Origin of the sequence: Pelagibius sp. CAU 1746, assembly GCF_039839785.1 — a bacterium.
In the GTDB taxonomy this organism is placed as follows: Bacteria; Pseudomonadota; Alphaproteobacteria; order Kiloniellales; family Kiloniellaceae; genus Pelagibius.
The window spans coordinates 57650-75468 of the sequence record NZ_JBDOQT010000002.1; the positions used below are offsets into that span (position 1 = coordinate 57650).

At 67.1% G+C, this 17819-nt stretch carries 15 protein-coding genes and 1 pseudogene; 9 read left to right on the forward strand and 7 right to left on the reverse strand.

The features are described 5' to 3' along the window. Positions 1-56: 56 nt before the first annotated feature. On the forward strand, positions 57-308 hold the full coding sequence (locus tag AAFN88_RS17225; protein WP_347521771.1) for a DUF1127 domain-containing protein: 252 nt from the start codon (positions 57-59) through the stop codon (positions 306-308). A gap of 150 nt (positions 309-458) precedes the next feature. Here the strand turns inward: AAFN88_RS17225 and AAFN88_RS17230 are convergent, their stop codons facing one another. The 5 genes and pseudogenes from AAFN88_RS17230 to AAFN88_RS17250 form a co-directional block, all read right to left on the reverse strand. Further along, positions 459-1148 (reverse strand): hypothetical protein, encoded by a 690-nt coding sequence (locus AAFN88_RS17230; protein WP_347521772.1) that lies wholly within the window; start codon positions 1146-1148, stop codon positions 459-461. Between the two features lie 28 nt (positions 1149-1176). Next, positions 1177-1875 (reverse strand): ferredoxin, encoded by a 699-nt coding sequence (locus AAFN88_RS17235; RefSeq protein ID WP_347522790.1) that lies wholly within the window; start codon positions 1873-1875, stop codon positions 1177-1179. Between the two features lie 48 nt (positions 1876-1923). Next, a pseudogene (locus AAFN88_RS17240) lies at positions 1924-2411 on the reverse strand (YcgN family cysteine cluster protein); the annotation flags it as partial. Positions 2412-2478: 67 nt separating this feature from the next. After that, the gene (locus AAFN88_RS17245; protein WP_347521773.1) at positions 2479-4020 is read right to left on the reverse strand and encodes a trimethylamine methyltransferase family protein; all 1542 of its coding nucleotides are present in this window, start codon (positions 4018-4020) and stop codon (positions 2479-2481) included. Between the two features lie 225 nt (positions 4021-4245). Continuing rightward, entirely contained in the window at positions 4246-5943 is a 1698-nt protein-coding gene (locus AAFN88_RS17250; protein WP_347521774.1) for a cache domain-containing protein, read from the reverse strand. 327 nt (positions 5944-6270) lie between these two features. On the opposite strand from AAFN88_RS17250, the gene hutH reads away from it, so the two are divergent. Continuing rightward, a complete protein-coding gene (hutH, locus tag AAFN88_RS17255) occupies positions 6271-7803 on the forward strand; it encodes a histidine ammonia-lyase (protein ID WP_347522766.1) in 1533 nt (510 codons plus the stop codon). Between the two features lie 149 nt (positions 7804-7952). Then, positions 7953-8441 carry a MarR family transcriptional regulator gene (locus AAFN88_RS17260; RefSeq protein ID WP_347521775.1) on the forward strand — a complete coding sequence of 163 codons (489 nt, stop codon included), beginning with the start codon at positions 7953-7955 and terminating at the stop codon, positions 8439-8441. 99 nt (positions 8442-8540) lie between these two features. Here the strand turns inward: AAFN88_RS17260 and AAFN88_RS17265 are convergent, their stop codons facing one another. Both AAFN88_RS17265 and AAFN88_RS17270 read right to left on the reverse strand, forming a co-directional pair. Then, positions 8541-9560 carry a 2-oxoacid:ferredoxin oxidoreductase subunit beta gene (locus tag AAFN88_RS17265; protein ID WP_347521776.1) on the reverse strand — a complete coding sequence of 340 codons (1020 nt, stop codon included), beginning with the start codon at positions 9558-9560 and terminating at the stop codon, positions 8541-8543. A gap of 12 nt (positions 9561-9572) precedes the next feature. Beyond that, the gene (locus AAFN88_RS17270) at positions 9573-11444 is read right to left on the reverse strand and encodes a 2-oxoacid:acceptor oxidoreductase subunit alpha (protein ID WP_347521777.1); all 1872 of its coding nucleotides are present in this window, start codon (positions 11442-11444) and stop codon (positions 9573-9575) included. A gap of 497 nt (positions 11445-11941) precedes the next feature. On the opposite strand from AAFN88_RS17270, the gene AAFN88_RS17275 reads away from it, so the two are divergent. From AAFN88_RS17275 to AAFN88_RS17300, 6 genes are all read left to right on the forward strand, one after another. Then, positions 11942-12643 carry a B12-binding domain-containing protein gene (locus AAFN88_RS17275; RefSeq protein WP_347521779.1) on the forward strand — a complete coding sequence of 234 codons (702 nt, stop codon included), beginning with the start codon at positions 11942-11944 and terminating at the stop codon, positions 12641-12643. A gap of 34 nt (positions 12644-12677) precedes the next feature. Further along, positions 12678-13370, forward strand: coding sequence for a DUF1638 domain-containing protein (locus tag AAFN88_RS17280; RefSeq protein ID WP_347521780.1), 693 nt, complete (start codon positions 12678-12680; stop codon positions 13368-13370). After that, on the forward strand, positions 13358-13675 hold the full coding sequence (locus AAFN88_RS17285; protein WP_347521782.1) for a virulence factor: 318 nt from the start codon (positions 13358-13360) through the stop codon (positions 13673-13675). The genes AAFN88_RS17280 and AAFN88_RS17285 overlap by 13 nt, the downstream gene beginning before the upstream one ends. Positions 13676-13697: 22 nt before the next feature. Further along, positions 13698-14645: a metFprotein gene (locus tag AAFN88_RS17290; RefSeq protein ID WP_347521783.1), complete on the forward strand. Its 948-nt coding sequence runs from the start codon at positions 13698-13700 to the stop codon at positions 14643-14645. Positions 14646-14793: 148 nt separating this feature from the next. After that, on the forward strand, positions 14794-15696 hold the full coding sequence (locus tag AAFN88_RS17295) for a methyltetrahydrofolate cobalamin methyltransferase (RefSeq protein ID WP_347521784.1): 903 nt from the start codon (positions 14794-14796) through the stop codon (positions 15694-15696). 21 nt (positions 15697-15717) lie between these two features. Beyond that, on the forward strand, positions 15718-17763 hold the full coding sequence (locus AAFN88_RS17300; RefSeq protein WP_347521785.1) for an ASKHA domain-containing protein: 2046 nt from the start codon (positions 15718-15720) through the stop codon (positions 17761-17763). The last annotated feature ends 56 nt before the right edge of the window (positions 17764-17819 follow it).

Below are 17819 nucleotides of genomic sequence, written 5' to 3' on the forward strand. Positions count from 1 at the left end.
GCTTGATCTCCCTGAGGCCGCCCCTTCGCCTCCATTCCTGGTGAGGACTGAAGTCGATGTCGATCTGCGTTCCGGAAACCGCCTCTGCGCTCGGCAGCCCCCATCCCGTGATGGCGCGCTGGCGTGCTGCCGCCGACGCCGCGCTGCACCATACCCTCGGACGGCTTCGGGCCCTGCTGCTCTCCTGGCACCAGCGGCGGCGTGACCGCAGCGACCTGCGCCGCCTGCCCGGCTATCTGTTGCGGGACATCGGCCTCGACCTCGAAGACGCACGGCAGGAGATGTGCAAGCCTTTCTGGCAAGCCTAGGCAGCTTGCAATGCAATCCCGGCCGGGCCGCCGAGACTGATCCGCCCGCTGGTTTACGAAATTCTTAGCTGCGCCCTGAAAGGGCCGGTCGACTCCGCCCCCCGGATGAGACCGGCCCTCTTTTTTTGCCGCCGCCCGGTTCCACTGTCGTCAGGAAAGCCAGCCGGCCAGGAAGCGGCGCAGCCACGCCTCCATGGGCGCGTCGAAGCGCTCGCTGTCGGCGAGCTGGACCTCGCTGGGATGCGCGCCCGGCTCCTCCAGCATATGGCCAGCCTCATGCATCCAGCGCTGCATCACCGGACGCGAGACTTCCGGGTGGAACTGGATCCCATAAGCCTTTTCACCGTAGCGGAAGGCCTGGTTCGGGAACACCGGCCCGGAGGCCAGCAGTTCCGCACAGGCCGGCACGTCGAAGCCTTCGTTGTGCCAGTGATAGACGTGCATGGCCTCGTCCATGAAGTCTTCCGCCACCGGCGTCGGCTCGACCTTGACGTAACCGATCTCGTGCAGGCCGTCCCGATGACGGTTGACCGGCGCGCCCAGCGACCGCGCCAGCATCTGCGCGCCCAGGCAGATGCCCAGAAAAGGGCGGCCGCTCTCCGCCCAGCGGCCGATCCAGTCGATCTCCTCCCGGATATAGGGCTTGCTCTCGGCCTCGTTGACGCTCTCGGCGCCGCCGTAGACCACCACCGCGCCATGGCCGTTATCCACCGGCGGCAGGGTGTCGCCCTTGCCCGGCGAACACCATTCGATACCGTAGCCCATCTCGCGCAGGATCGCCGAGGCGCGGTCGTCGCGCCGGCCGACGGGATGGTCGATCAACAGGATAGACGGCTTCATTGCAACTCCGAAAGGCAAGCAACTCAGTTCAAGGGCGGCGGGCGCTGATGAAGGCCTCCATATGGAAGCGCATCTGAGCGTCGGTATAGCGATAGCTTCGCCCCACCGGGCAGGCTCGCCGCGCTTGGCAGCCGCGGCTCAGACAATCGATTCCGGCCGGCGCGGCGACATGCTCCGCACAAGCCGTAACCTCATAGCCGGCGGCTGTAAAGGCGCCGACCGGACAGGCCGTCAGGCAAGGCCGTTCGGCGCAGCTCTCGCAGGGGCGGGGTCGTTCATCGCGGGCCGGCAGCTCCAACGCCTCGGGCAGCGCCACGGCTCCGCGGTAGGCGTGCCAGAGGCCGTAGTCAGGATGAATCAGCATGCCCAGGGGCGACGGCGCCACCGCCTCGGCACGCTGCGCCCAGCGCAGAAACGGCAGATATGGCGGCCCGCCGAACGGAAACAACGCCTGCCCCCCGGCCTCCCGCGCCAGCGCGCCGATCACTCTTTCGCTCCAGCGGTTCAGCGGGTCCGGCCGGCCGTCCCGCGCCTCCGCCGCCGCCTGGAACTGCGCCCAGAGCCCGCCGCCGTGGTTGCCGAGCAGGACCAAGGTGCGGCTCTCCCGCCCATCCGCCAAAGGCGGCACCTCGTCATCCGCATCGCAATGGAAGGCGCCGCGCAGAATCAAGCCCTGCGGCCCCGCCGCTGCCTCGATCCGCGCCACGGCCCCGGCGGCGATGCTCAAGCGCCCGCCTCGTCCGCCGGCTCTGCGTCGGCCAGGACGTCCTCCTCCAGGGAGGCGGCATCGACACAGGCTTCCTCGGAGGTCGGCCAGTCGACGATGTGATCCTCCAACTCCGCATCGGGCACGGTGTTCTCGCAGACCGCGCGCCCGCGCACCGAGATCCCCGACCAGTGGACGCTCTCCGGATCGCCAGTCACCAGCGGATGCCACCAGGGCAGCCCCCGCCCCTCCGCCAGGCGGCGATAGGCACAGGTCGGCGGCATGAAACCGAGCTCGCCGACATTCTCAGCCGAGAGCTGCACGCAGTCCGGCACCGCCTTGCTGCGGTTGGCATAGTCGCCGCAGCGGCAGGTCTGCCGGTCCAGCAGGTGGCAGGCGACGTCGGTGTGATGGAAGGAGCCGTCGTCCGGATCCTCCAGCTTGATGAGGCAGCAGCGCCCGCAGCCGTCGCAGAGGGACTCCCACTCGGCGGCGGTCATTTCGGACAGGGACTTGGCTTCCCAGAAGGGAAGGGCTTCGGCACGGCGTCGGGTCATGCCCGTGAGTCTAGCGGCCGGGAGGGGTGCTTCCAAGCGCTCTGACGTTAACCTCCCGACAGCGGCCTCAAGCCGCCGGACGCATGGCGTTGCGCGGCAGCAGGATATCGAAGCGGCGGCGGATTTCCGCGTCCAGGTCCTCGGGGATGACCTCCGGCCAGTGCTCGGCCAAGACCTTGCGGGCGCGGTCGCGCGCCGCCTCGCGAATGTCGCGGGCGCCCTTCATCTCCCAGTCGTCGCGGCTGTCCCGGTTCAGCAGGCTGGGATAGAGGTACTCGCTGTTCATGAGGGACAAGGTCTGCGGGTGGCCGAGGAAGTGGCCCGGCCCCTTGCAGACCTCGTCGATCACGTCCAGAGAGAGGGAGTCCTCCGTCACCTCGATGCCTTTCAGCATCCGCATGATCTCGCCGTTAACGTCGTTGTCGATGACATACTGCTCGTAGGCGACGGTCAGCAGGCTTTCCAGGAAGCCGGCGGAGTGATGGATGTAGTTGGAGCCGGCCAGCGCCGCGGCCAGCCCGGTGATGCCCTTCTCCGCCCCGGCCTGGGCATCGGGCACCTTGGAATCGGAGATGCCGGAGGAGTTGTAGACCGGCACCTCCAGGTGCTGCGCGATCTGGGCGCAAGCGGCGTTCAAGAGGGCGAACTCCGCCGAGCCGCCGACGAAGGCGCCGCTGCGCAGATCGGCCTGGGCGGGCACGCAGCCCATGATCAGCGGATGGCCGGGGTTCAACAGGTTCACATAGACGAAGCCGGACAGCTGCTCGGCGGTGATCTGCACCAGGGTGCCGGCCAGGGCCGCCGGTGAAGTGGCGCCGGCCTGGGGCGCCGAGGAAATCACCACCGGGAGGTTGTGTGCGACGATCCGGTCCAGGATCTCCACCGTCTCGGTGGCGTAGCGCAGCGGGCTGACGGTCCAGCAGGCGGAATAGGAGATCAGCGGGCGGGCGTCGAAGGACTCCTTGCCGCCGGCCAGCATCTCGCCCAGCGCGCGCTGCTCGGCCACCTTCTCCGGCAGATAGGCGTTGGCCATGACGTGCTTCTCGGTCGCGGCCAGGCAGGCGTAGAACTGATTGATGTCGATCTGCTCGTTGGCCAGATCCCGGGGCACCACCGGGCGCATGTAGAAATGAATGTGCTCCAGCGTGTCGCAGAGGCGGCCGATGTCGTAGTTGTCGGAGAGCCGCGTCTCGCGGACCTTGCCGTCCAGGTCGAGGATCTTCACGGCCTGGCCGCCGGTTCCCATGTAGACCCGTTGGCCGCCCAGGTGCAGGTCGTGCTGCGGAGCGCGCCCGGCCAGCAGCACCTCGCGTGCCGCCGTCTTCAGCGCCGCTTCCACCAGCTCGTGGGGAATGTGAACGCGGTTGTTGTCGTCGTCGACACGGCAGCCGGCGGCGCGGAAGGTTTCGCGGCAGGGGCTCGCCGCCACCTCGATGCCGGTCCGCTCCAGAACCTCCATCGCAGCCGCGACGATACGCGCCAGGTCGCGCTCCTTGAGCGGTCTGTAGCTGCCTCCGGAAAGGCCGGCCGGAGCCACTGAAGTCCTGGGTCGTTCCGCGCCGCGTCCGCGCCGGTTGCGTGCCATGCTGGCGTGCCCTTCCTCAAGCATCTGGGCGCCCTTCCAAGGGCGCGCTGCAGGGCCAAGGTTGCTCTCCGGACGACATCAGGCTGTTCCGCATCCGACAGAAACTATCCCAGAGCGCAGGCTGCAATCGCCCTGGGGCGCAGGCCACGCCGGCAAAGAGAAAGGGCCCCGCCCCCGGCCGCCACGTCAGCCGGGAACGGGACCCCTCTATGCGATGCTGCGGGAGCGCCGGGGCGCCCGCTGCTGTTACTAAGCCGTGCGGATCTGGGCGATGAACTGGTCGACCTCATTGCGCAGGTTTTCCGACTGCTCGGCGAGGTGCCCCGCAGCGTCCAGAACCTGGCCGGCCGATCCGCCGGTTTCCGCCGCGGTCTTGGAAACCGAGGCCACGTTGCTCGCCACCTTCTGCGTGCCGGCGGAGGCTTCCTGGACGTTGCGCGCGATTTCCTGCGTCGCCGCGCCCTGCTCCTCCACCGCCGCGGAAATGCTACTGGCGATGTCGTTGATCTCCTCGACCGTCTCGCCAATCGACTTGATCGCGGAAGCCGCGTCGGTGGTCGAAGACTGGATCTCGCCGATCTGCTGCGAGATCTCCTCGGTCGCCTTGGCCGTCTGCGTGGCCAGGGACTTCACCTCGTTGGCCACCACCGCGAAGCCCTTGCCGGCCTCGCCGGCCCGCGCCGCCTCGATAGTGGCGTTGAGGGCCAGCAGGTTGGTCTGCTCGGCGATATCTTGGATCAGTTTCACCACGTCGCCGATCTTCTGCGCCGCCTCGACCAGGCCTTCGACCTTGGCGTTGGTCGCGCGGGCGTTCTCCACGGCCGAATTGGCGGTCTGCGCCGAGCGGTTGACCTGACGGCCGATTTCCTCGATGGACGACGACAGCTCCTCGGCCGCGGTGGCGACCGTCTGCACGTTGCCGGAAGCATCTTCCGAGGCCTTGGCAGCGGAGCCTGCCTGCTCTTCCGTCTGGCCCGCGGCTGCGGACATCGACTTGGCCGTCGCCTGCATCTCCGTCGCGGTGTGGGACAGCGATTCGACCACCGACTTCACGCTGGCCTCGAAGTCGTCGGCCACCTTCCGCATGGCCTGGCGCTTCTCCTGCTCGGCGCGCTGGGAGGCGAGCTTGCTCTCCTCCTCCAGCCGCTTCTGCTCGATGGCGTTGTTCTTGAACACTTCGACGGCGCCAGCCATCTCACCGATCTCGTCATGGCGGCCAACACCCGGAATACCGACCTCGAGATCACCCGTGGCCAGGGCGCGCATGGCGCCGCTCATGCCGTTGATCGGCTGGGTGATGCTGCGCGCGATGAAAAAGGAGATGACGCCCATGACCAGCAGCATCGCGGCGATGATGCCGGACTCGAACCTCGCCTGCTGCCAGAAGATCGCGTCGAGGTCGTCGATGTAGACGCCGCTGCCGATGATCCAGCCCCAAGGCGCGAAACCCTTCACGAAGGACTCCTTCGGTACGGGCTGCTCGGCGCCCGGCTTCGGCCAGTAGTATCCGACGTAGCCGGCTTCCTGATCTCTCACGACCTTTACGAACTCGCGGAAGATGTACAGCCCGTTGGGGTCCTGCAATCCGGTGAGATCCTTGCCGTTCAGCGCCGGCTTGATGGGATGCATGATCACGACGGCGTCGTAGTCGTTCACCCAGAAATAGTCCGAGCCGTTGTAGCGCATCGCCTCGATGGCGGCGAGGGTGGCGCTTTGCGCTTCCTCCAGAGACATCTCACCGGCCCCGACGCGCTGCTGGTAGCCGTCGGCAACCGATATCGCACTCTCCACAAGCTGGCGCAGTTCGGTGCGCTTCTGCTCGACCAGACCGACGTCGAGCTGATAGAGCCGAAACCCGGTGAGCGCGATCATGCCCAGCGCCGCCAAGGCGATGAGCAGGAAAACGCGGCGCGAAATTCCAAATGACTTCAAAGAGTTGATCGACATCTCCAGGTCTCTTCTTCTACCGCTAAGATCAGGTTTTCCAAGAAGTTACTTTGAAGCGCTTAAATATCCGTTTCCGGAATACTGAAAATGTGCACTCTTACAATCTAATTGGTTGCATCTATACTTTGCGCTCGCCTTAAGGTCGGATCGCGCCTTTCCTGCCACCACCCGCCCAGGCGATCGCCGCAGTTCCGCGTGCTTGCCCGAAGACCGGCGCCAAGCCCTGCCGCCGCCCTTCCGGCCGGCCCGAAAGGGTGATACACAATAGGCTGAAGTTGTATATACAACTTTGCATTGGAGGTCCGTGTGACAGGGGAAAGCTTCACTTTGCAGCCTGGCCGGCTGACGTTGGCTGAGATTTACCGCTTCTGGCGCCGCCCGGAGAAGATGTCCCTGGACCCGGACGGCTACGCAGCGCTCGACCGCTCGGCGGCGACCGTGGCGGCGGTAGTGGCCGAGGGACGCCGGGTTTACGGCATCACCACTGGCTTCGGCAGCCTGGCCCGGCAGACGATCTCCGCCGACCAGGTCGCCGAGCTGCAGACCCGTCTCGTCCTTTCGCATAGCTGCGGCACCGGCGCGCCGCTGGACGAGCGTGTCGTGCGCCTCGTCCTGCTGCTGAAAATCAATGCCCTCTCCCGCGGCCACTCGGGCATTCGCAGCGCGGTCATCGACCGCCTGATCCGGCTGCTCAACGACGAACTCTATCCCGTGATCCCGTCCCAGGGGTCGGTCGGCGCCTCGGGCGACCTGGCGCCCCTGGCGCACCTTTCCGCGGTGCTGCTGGGGCACGGCGAAATCAGCCACGCGGGCAACCGGCGCCCGGCCGCGGAGGTGCTGGCCGAGCACGGCATCGAGCCCATCGAGCTGGCCGCCAAGGAAGGCCTGGCGCTGCTGAACGGCACTCAGGTTTCCACGGCGCTGGCGCTGCACGGCCTGTTCTGCGCCGGCGACGCCTTCGGCGCGGCGCTGACCGCCGGCGCGCTCTCCACCGACGCGGCACTGGGCAGCGACACCCCCTTCGACCCGCGCATTCACGAACTGCGCGGCCACCCCGGGCAGATCGCGGTGGCCGGCTGGCTGCGCGCTTTGCTGGAGGGTAGCGAGATCCGCCGGTCCCATCTGGACTGCGACCGGGTGCAGGACCCCTACTCCCTGCGCTGCCAGCCGCAAGTCATGGGCGCCGCGCTGGACCTGCTGCGCAACGCCGCCGCCACCTTGCTGCGCGAGGCCAACGCCGTCTCCGACAACCCCCTGGTTTTCCCGGACAGCGGCGATGTTCTTTCCGGTGGCAACTTCCACGCCGAACCGGTGGCTTTCGCCGCCGACACCATCGCCCTGGCGCTGGCCGAGATCGGCGCTCTTTCGGAGCGGCGCATCGCCATGCTGACCGACGCCACCATGAGCGCCCTGCCGCCCTTCCTGGTGGCCGAGCCCGGCCTCAACTCAGGCTTCATGATCGCCCACGTGACGGCCGCCGCCCTGGCCGCCGAGAACAAGCAGCTCAGCCATCCCGCCAGCGTCGACAGCCTGCCCACCTCGGCCAACCAGGAAGATCACGTCTCCATGGCCACCCACGGCGCCCGGCGCCTGACCCAGATGGCGGCGAACAGCGCGCGCATCGTCGCCATCGAACTGCTGGCCGCCGGCCAAGGCATCGACCTGCGGCGCCCTCTGGCCACCTCACCCGGGTTGAGCCGGGCGATGACGGCAATCCGCGGCTGCGCCGCCTTCCTGGACCAGGATCGCGCCCTTTCCGGAGACATCGAGAAGGTTGCTCAGATCATCGAAGATGGCCGGTTTTCGGGAACCTTCCACGACCTAGCGGAAGACTCGGCCTGGCTTACCGCCGACTTGTGAGCGGGTGCAGCATAGCGGCTGGACGCCAGGATTGAGACTGCTGTATATTCGCACACGGCAGAGGACTTGTTGGCCCTCAAAGGCCCCGCGTGAACGACGGGCCGGGGCCTGCTTCCATAGCGACCCAGACCACCGCGAGGGTGACCAACTTGTCCTGCACTCCTGAGAAAACTCCCGCTTTTCCCCTGTCCGCCAGCCTGCCCGAGGCCGCCGAGCCTGAAGTCGGGGACTTCGTCCTCGACGAGCAGGTCGCGCACCTGCTGCGGCGGGCCCACCAGCGGGCCTCCGCCTTGTTCCTGACGGTCCTTGCCGACGCACAACTGACGCCGACCCAGTTCTTCGCCATGGCCCGGCTTCACGAGATGGGCAAGCTGTCTCAGAACCGGCTGGGCCGCCTCGCCGCCATGGACCCGGCTACCATCCAGGGCGTCATCCGCCGCCTGCACGAGCGCGGCTATATCGAGCGTCTGGCCGACCCGACCGACCGCCGGCGGATGGTTCTGAGCCTTTCCCCCTTCGGCCAGGAAACCGTGATGCGCCTGCTCGCCGACGCCAACCGGATCGGCGACGAAATTCTCGCGCCGCTCGCCCCGGATGAGCAGAGGATGTTCGTCCGCCTGCTCAAGCGGCTGGTCTGATCGGGCGGCGGCGCAGGGCCCTTCTGAATCCGGCCCCTTAGAGCAGATTCACATGACTTGACGGAATCACAGAGCGGTTCCGTCAAATCATGATCCGATCTAGGACACAGTCCAGGTGTGCCCCTTGTGCAGCAGCTCGGCCAGACTGGCGGGATGCGACTTCTGCGCCGCCGCCACTTCGTCCGTGACGCTGGTTTCATAGCTGCGCGCCGGATTGCAGTAGAGGACGCCAAGAGCCACCGGCATGTGCGGCGGCTGCAGTGCCGCCAGCATGCCGGCCATCACCTTGTCGGTCTCGTCGTGCACCAGGATGTCGGCCTCGGTCACGCCGTTCTCGCCCAGCGTGACAACCTCCAAAGCCAACTTTCCGGCGACGAGGCGCAGCCCCTTTTCGTTCTGCTTGCCGAAGAGCATGGGCTTGCCGTGCTCAAGCAGCACCTGCATGTCGGCAGCTACCGTGCGCTCGGTGAATCCGTCGAAAGCCCCGTCGTTGTAGACGATGCAGTTCTGGAATATCTCCACCAGGGAGGTGCCCTTGTGCGCCTTGGCGCGCTTCAGGATCTCCGGCAGGTGCTTCTGCTGGGTATCCACCGAGCGCGCGAAGAAGTGCGCGCCGGCACCCAGCGCGAAAGCCCCGGCGGAGACCGGCGTGTCGATGGAGCCGCCCGGCGTCGAGGGCGAGCGGGTGCCGACGCGCGAAGTCGGCGAGTACTGGCCCTTGGTCAGGCCGTAGATCTCGTTGTTGAACAACAGGATCTGCAAGTCGACATTGCGGCGCAAGGCGTGCAGCAGATGATTGCCGCCGATGGACAGCGCGTCGCCGTCGCCGGAGACCACCCAGACGTCGAGTTCCGGATTGGTCAACTTCACGCCGGTCGCGATGGCCGGGGCGCGGCCATGGATCGTGTGGAATCCATAGGTCGACATGTAATAGGGAAAGCGCGCCGCGCAGCCGATACCGGAAATGAAGACCGTCTTCGCGGTATCGGCCTGCTGCTCGGCCAGTGTTTTCTGGACCGCTTTCAGGATGGCGTAGTCGCCACAGCCCGGGCACCAGCGCACTTCCTGGTCGGAGGCGTAGTCCTTGGCTGTCAGAACCGGGGGTGTCGCAACATTCATCTCAGGCCTCCCCTATTCGGCCGCGAGACGGGCGCGAATTGCCGCCTCGATCTCGGAAATCTTGAATGGCTTTCCGGTCACCTTGCTCAGGCTCTCGGCGGGCACCAGATACTCGCCGCGCAGCAAGGTGACCAGCTGACCGTCGTTCATCTCGGGCACCAGGATCTTGTCGAAGCCGCGCAGCAGGGCCTCGAGGTTCTGCGGCAGCGGCCAGATGTAGCGCAAGTGCAGATGGGCGACCGGCAGCCCCTCGCCGCGCAGGTTGTCGACGGCGCGGCTGATCGGCCCGTAGGTCGACCCCCAGCCGACCACCACCAGCTTGTCGTCCGGGCCGCCGGCTTCGAAAGCCTGCGGCGGCACGTCCTTGGCGACCCCCAGCACCTTGTCGCGGCGCAGGTCGGTCATATGCTGATGGTTTGCCGGATCGTAAGAGATGTTGCCGCTGTCACTGGCCTTCTCGATGCCGCCGATGCGGTGTTCCAGGCCCGGGGTGCCGGGCACTGCCCAGGCACGCGCCAGGCTTTCCGGATCGCGCTTGAAGGGATGGAAGCCTTCCGGATCCGTCTCGAAGGCGACCGGGAAGCGCGGCAGGCTTTCGGCTTCGGGCAGCCGCCAGGGCTCGGCGGCATTGGCGATGTAGCCGTCGCTCAGCAGGATCACCGGCGTCATGTACTTGGTGGCGATGCGCACGGCCTCGATGGCCACGTCGAAGCAGTCGGCGGGCGAGCGCGCGGCCAGCACCACCAGCGGCGCGTCGCCGTTGCGCCCGAAGACCGATTGGTAGAGGTCGGACTGCTCGGTCTTGGTCGGCATGCCGGTCGAGGGCCCGGCGCGCTGCGAATTCACGATGACCAGCGGCAGCTCGGCGGAAATGGCCAGCCCGACGGCTTCCATCTTCAGCGCCACGCCGGGACCGGAACTGGAGGTGACGCCGACACCGCCGGCATAGGAGGCGCCGATGGCCGCGCAGACCGCGGCGATCTCGTCTTCGGCCTGGAACGTCACCACGCCGTGGTCCTTGAGGTCGGCCAGGGCGTGCAGCACCGAGGACGCCGGCGTGATCGGATAGGAGCAGAACACCAGCTTCAGCTCCGCCCCCTTGGCGCCGGCAACCAGTCCCCAGGACAACGCCTCCGCGCCGGTGATGTTGCGATATAGTCCCGGCGGAATCTCTGCCGGCGGAACGGAAAAGGCGGCCAGGTTCTCACCCACCTCGGCGGTCTCGCCGAAGGCGTGGCCGGCATTCAGGGCGGCGATGTTGGCATTGGCGATTTCCGTGCGGCGCCGGAATTTCTCGTTCAGCCAGTCGACCGTCGCCTGGCGGTCGCGGCCGAACATCCAATAGACCAGGCCCAGCGCCCACAGGTTCTTGCAGCGCAGCGCCTCTTTCTTAGTCAGGCCGCTGTCCTTCAGGGCATCCTGGGTCAGCTGCGACATGTCGACCTCGAAGACACGGTAATCCTTGAGGCTGCCGTCGCTGCGCGGATCGTTCTCGTAACCCGCCTTGGTGAAATTGCGTTCGTTGAAGGCGCCGGAATCGAGGATCAGCAGACCGTGCGGTTTCACGTCGACGAGATTGACCTTGAGCGCCGCGGGATTCATGGCGACCAGAACGTCCAGCTCGTCGCCGGAGGTCTTGATCACTCGGGCACCGAAGTTGATCTGGAAGGCGGAGACGCCGAAGGTGGTGCCGACGGGGGCGCGGATCTCCGCCGGAAAATCCGGAAAAGTCGCCAGGTCGTTGCCCGCCAGAGCGGTTGAGAGGGTGAACTGGCTGCCGGTGAGCTGCATGCCATCGCCGGAATCGCCGGCGAATCGCACGACAGCGGAATCGAGGACCCGGCGGCCGGAGGAGTCGGCCACAAGCGCCGTCGAACCTTCCATACCTCAAGAACCTTTCGCTGAAATACTGGCCAAACGGCCCTCTGCCCGCCGCGGAAAACCGCGGAAAGCCGACTCAATGGCCGTGAATATGGCCCTCCCGGCGCCGCTTGCCAATGCGCCAGATCAAAAACACCGTATTTCTACGTATAATAAATTACAATCACAATTTTATTATGTGTATTTGACTGTCCGCCATCGATTGCCGCGAGATTAACAAATACGAAGGCCCAGGGGCGCAAGCTGATGGGAACGGTCCCGGCGCGCCCGGCGCTTCGGTCGGAAAACGACCGTTCCGGGCCCGGCGCCGACATCAAGCGGAGGGGCGCAAAGGCTTGAGTTCCCACCCGTTTCGGCTTTGTCGCGTTTCAGACACGATCAGTCGCCGCGGGCGTAGCCGCCGCCCCCCCGCTCAAGAGAAATGTTCGCGGGGACCAACAGCGCCGGGTTTGGTCGCATCGCTGTCCTGGCCCGGACCGTTCTTGCCGTGAGGAATGATGATGGCGGACGACGACGATCTCGATCTCAGCACGCTCGATGACGACGAACTCGTCAAGCAGATGCACGACGATCTTTACGACGGACTCAAGGAAGAGATCGAGGAGGCCGTCCATATCCTGCTAGGGCGCGGCTGGGAACCTTACCGGGTCCTGACCGAGGCGCTGGTCGAGGGCATGCGCATCGTCGGCATCGACTTCCGCGACGGCATCCTCTTCGTGCCCGAGGTGCTGCTCGCGGCCAACGCCATGAAGGGCGGCATGTTCATCCTGCGCCCCCTGCTGGCGGAGACCGGCGCGCCGAAGCTCGGCACCATGGTCATCGGCACGGTGAAGGGCGACATCCACGACATCGGCAAGAACCTCGTCTCCATGATGATGGAAGGCGCCGGCTTCGAGGTCATCGACCTGGGCATCAACAACCCGGTGGAGAACTACCTGGAGGCCCTGGAGGAGCACAAGCCCGACATCCTCGGCATGTCGGCCCTGCTGACCACCACCATGCCCTACATGAAGGTCGTCATCGACACCATGAAGGAAAAGGGCATCCGCGACGACTACGTGGTCCTGGTCGGCGGCGCGCCGCTGAACGAAGCCTTCGCCGACGCCGTGGGCGCCGACGCCTATTGCCGCGACGCCGCCGTGGCGGTGGAAACGGCCAAGGACTTCATGAAGCGCCGGCACAACCGGCAAGGCGCCGCCTAGGGCGCCGCAGCGGGAAGGCAGGAGCAAGAGCGCCATGACGGTCCTCCAACCTTCGCCCGGCAGCGCGGCCACGAGCCCGCAGGAACGCACGCTGCTCATCGCCTGCGGGGCGCTGGCGCGCGAGATCGTCACCCTGATCCGCGTCAACGCCTGGCGCCACTTGACGGTGAGCTGCCTTCCGGCGTCCTGGCACAACACGCCCGGCAAGATTCCCGAGGGCGTGCGCCGGCGCATCCGCGACGCCCGCGGGCGCTACGACCACATCCTGGTGCTCTACGGCGACTGCGGGACCGGCGGAAAGCTGGACGAGGTACTGGCCGAGGAAGGCGTCGAGCGCATCCAGGGGCCGCACTGCTATTCCTTCTACGCCGGCAACGAGACCTTCGATGCGATGCACGAGGAGGAGCCCGCGGCCTTCTACCTGACCGACTACCTGGTCCGCCATTTCGAGCGCCTGATCATCCAGGGCCTGGGCATTGACCGTCACCCGGAACTGCTGGAGCTGTACTTCGGCAACTACAAGAAGCTGGTCTACCTCGCGCAGACCGAGGATGCCGGACTGGTCGCCCAGGCCAAGGCCGCGGCGGAGCGCCTGGGCCTGGACTACGACTACCGCTTCACCGGCTACGGCGGGCTGGGCCGCTTCATCGACCGCCGGCTCGACCTGGAGGAAATCCGCGAGATGGCCGAGGGCGAGGCCCCGGGGGCAGCGGGATGGCTCGGCTGACGGTCCTCTATTGGCGCGACATCCCCGCCCAGGTCGTCGTCAAGGCCGGGCGCAGGAACGCCAAGGTACAACTCAGCGAGCGCTTCGAGAAAGCGATCGACCGCGCGGCCATGCGCGCCAAGCTGCACGGCAGCGATGCCTACTTGGAGCAGTGGCGCCGCGGCGCCGCCCTCGACTGCGGCGACGACCTGGAAGCGGAGGCCGAAGCCGCCGCCCGGCGCCTGGAAACCGACTACGACGACACCCGCCTGGCACAGCTCGTCGCCGCCGGCGGCGAAGACACTCTTCAACAGTCCGCGCCGTGACGCCCGCAGAAGGAAGACTGGAATGTACGCCGTGAGCAAGGCCATGCCGCTGGACCTGAGTGCCGAGCAGACCAAGCAGCAGATCCTGGATCTGATGCAGGGCTTCACCGTGGAGACCACGCCGGGCTCGGCGGCCAAGACCCCGGACTATCGCGACTACCTGCGCCCCGGTACCCGTGTCGCGGTGACCTTCCTGCCCGGCTCCGACTTCGCGGACACGGTCGCCACGGCCCGGCGCCTGCAGGAAGAGGGCTTCCAGCCCATGCCGCACTTCGCCGCGCGCTCCATCCCCAGTCGCCAGGCGCTGGAGGATTATCTGAAGGCGCTCGCCGACGTGACCGAACTGCGCCATGTGGTGATTCTGGCAGGCGCCGTCGACCAGCCGCTGGGCCCCTTCGACAGTTCCATGGCGATCCTGGAGACCGGCCTCTTCGATGCCTACGGCGTCGAGACCATCGGCGTGGCCGGCCATCCCGAAGGCAGCCCCGACATCGCGCCGCCGGCGCTGAACGAGGCCCTGGCCTGGAAGAATGCCTTTGCCGCGCGCAGCGACGCGGATTTCTACATCGCCACCCAGTTCTGCTTCGAGGCAGCGCCGATCATCGCCTGGGACAAGGCCATGCGGGCCGAGGGCAACCGCCTGCCGATCCACATCGGCGTGCCCGGCCTGGCGACCCTCAAGACGCTGATCAACCACGCCAAGGCCTGCGGCGTCGGCCCCTCCATGCGCTTCCTGACGCGCCAGGCGCGCAACGTGGCCAAGTTGATGACGGTGAACGCCCCCGACAAGCTGCTGCTGGATCTGGCCCGCTACAAGGCCCTGGATCCGGACTGCGGCATCGCGCGCCTGCACATCTATCCCCTGGGCGGCCTCAAGCGCTCGGCGGCCTGGAGCTATGCGGTGGCCGACGGCGACTTCGAGATCAAAGCCAAGGGCGACGGCTTCAAGGTGACGCGAGAAATCGACTGACCCGCGCGCGATAGCGCGAATGAGCCACTGCTGGTCGTCCCTGCGCCAGCCCAAGGGCGGGGAAAGAGGACAAATGCCGCTCATCGCACTGGGGCGCTCCGCCGCGGCCGACATGGCCGCGCAGCGGGCCGGAAAGGAGTAAACCAACATGGCACGCACGGTTGTCAGCTCGCACTCCCGGGAATTGGTGATCGGCTTCGATCAACCCTTCTGCATCATCGGCGAGCGCATCAACCCGACGGGGCGCAAGCTGCTGGCCGCCGAGATGGCCGCCGGCGACTTCAGCCGGGTCGAGGCCGACTGCCTGGCCCAGGTCGCCGCCGGCGCCCACATGCTGGACGTGAACGCCGGCATCCCGCTGGCCGACGAACCGGCGATCCTGGCCAAGACGGTGCAGTTGGTGCAGTCGCTGACCGACCTGCCGCTGTCCATCGACTCTTCCATCGTCGATGCCTTGGAGGCCGGCCTCTCCGTCTACCAGGGCAAGGCCCTGGTCAACTCGGTGACCGGCGAGGACGAGCAGATGGAGCGCGTGCTGCCGCTGGTGAAGAAGCACGGCGCCGCCGTGGTCGCCATCTCCAACGACGAAACCGGCATCTCCGAAGACCCCGAGGTGCGCTATGCCGTCGCCAAGAAGATCGTCGAGCGCGCCGCCGACCACGGCATCCCCAAGGAGGACGTGGTGGTCGATCCGCTGGTCATGCCGATCGGCGCCATGGGCACCGCCGGCCGCCAGGCCTTCTCCATCATCCGCAAGCTGCGCGAGGAACTGGGCGTCAACACCACCTGCGGCGCCTCCAACATCTCCTTCGGCCTGCCCAACCGCCACGCCATGAACTCCTTCTTCCTGGCCATGGCCGCGGGCGCCGGCATGACCTCGGCCATCATGAATCCGCTGCACGAGGAGGAGCTGACCGGCATCATGGCCGCCGACGTGTTGCTCAACGCCGACAAGGACTGCCGCGCCTGGATCCGCAAGTTCCGCGAACCCGTTGCCGCCGGTGCCGAGGGTGAAGGCGGACGCCGTGAGCGCCGCCGGCGCCGCGGATAGCCGAAGGGAGATAGCCTGCTCTTGCCTGGCAACGCCCCGAAAGACGCCCTGATCGTCTTCACGCCCTCCGGCAGGCGCGGGCGCTTTCCCGTCGGCACGCCCATCCTGAAGGCGGCGCGCAGCCTGGGTGTCGATATCGATTCCGTCTGCGGCGGCCGCGGGCTCTGCGGGCGCTGCCAGGTCGAGATCGGCAGCGGCGAATTCGCCAAGCATGGCATCACCAGCCGTCCCGGCCACGTCTCCGAGTGGAACCAGATCGAGGCGCGCTATCAGGAAAAGCGCGGCATGGCCGAAGGGCGCCGCCTCTCCTGCCAGGCCCTGCTGGTCAAAGACGTCGTCATCGACGTGCCGGAGGAGAGTCAGGTCCACAAGCAGGTGGTGCGCAAGCGCGCCGAGGCGCGGGACATCGAGCTCGACCCCGCGATCCGGCTGCATTACGTCGTGGTCCAGGAACCCGACATGCATAACCCTACCGGCGACCTGGAACGCCTGCTGGCGGCACTGGAGGACCAGTGGGGGCTGACCGGCCTGGAAACCGACCTGCGAATCCTGCAAAGCCTGCAGAAGACCCTGCGGGACGGCCAATGGCAGGTTACCGTCGCGATCCACCGCGGCCAGGTGATCACCGCCACCTGGCCCGGCTTCCATGACCGCAGCTACGGCCTGGCGGTCGATGTCGGCTCCACCACGATTGCCGCCCACCTCTGCGATTTGGCGAGCGGCGAGGTGATCGCGTCTTCCGGCACCATGAACCCGCAGATCCGCTTCGGCGAGGACCTCATGAGCCGCGTCTCCTACGTCATGATGAACCCCGGGGGCGACGTGGAGATGACCAATGCGGTGCGCCGCGCCATCAACGAGCTGACCCTCGCGGTCTGCGCGGAGGGCGGCATCGACCGCGAGGAGATCCTCAACGCCACCTTCGTCGGCAACCCGGTGATGCATCACCTGCTGCTGGGGATCGACCCGACCGAACTGGGCGGGGCGCCTTTCGCCCTGGCGGCCAATTCCGGCATCACCCTATGGGCCAGCCAGCTCGACCTGCATTTCCATCCCAACGCCCGGGTCTACGTGCTGCCCTGCATCGCCGGCCACGTCGGCGCCGACACGGCGGGGGTCATTCTGTCCGAATCGCCCCACAAGACGGACAAGATCACCCTGGTGGTCGACGTCGGCACCAACGCAGAGATCGTGCTGGGCAACAGCGACCGCCTGCTGGCCTGCTCCTCGCCCACCGGCCCGGCCTTCGAAGGTGCGCAAATCTCCTGCGGCCAGCGCGCCGCCCCCGGCGCCATCGAGCGGGTGCGCATCGACCCGGCGACCTTGGAGCCCCGCTTCAAGGTCATCGGCTGCGAGATCTGGTCGGACGAGGAGGGATTCGCAGAGGAGACCGAGAAGACCGGCGTCACCGGCATCTGCGGCTCCGGCATCATCGAGGTTCTGGCGGAGATGTACCTGGCCGGCATCCTGGCGACCGACGGCACCATCGACGGCGCCCTCGCCGCCCGCAGCCCGCGCATCCGCCCCGACGGACGCACCTTCTCCTACCTGCTGCACGACGGCACGGAGAGGGGCGGGCAGGAGATCAGCATCGTCCAGAACGACGTGCGCGCCATCCAGCTCGGCAAGGCCGCACTCTACGCCGGCATCCGCCTGCTGATGGATCGCCTGGGCGTGGAGCGGCTCGACCAGATCATGCTCGCCGGGGCTTTCGGCAGCCACATCGACACCAAACACGCCATGGTGCTGGGCATGATCCCCGACTGCCCGCTGGAGCACGTCTACTCGGCCGGCAACGCCGCCGGCACCGGCGCGCGCATCGCCCTGCTGAACCAGGGCGCGCGCGACGAAATCGAGGGGGTCATCCGTCAGGTCGAGAAGATCGAGACCGCGGTCGAACCGAAGTTCCAGGCCCACTTCGTCGAGGCCATGGGCATCCCCCACGCCACCGCCGCCTTCCCCAACCTGGCCAAGGCGGTCGCCCTGCCGGCGGCCCGGCCACGGACCGCGGCCAACGACGGCGGCGACAACGGTGGCCGGCGCCGCCGCCGGCGCGACAGGGCCTGACCTTCCGGCCGGGTTGTCACCCCTAAACGGCCTTAGCTCCGACCGTGACCCTCGGG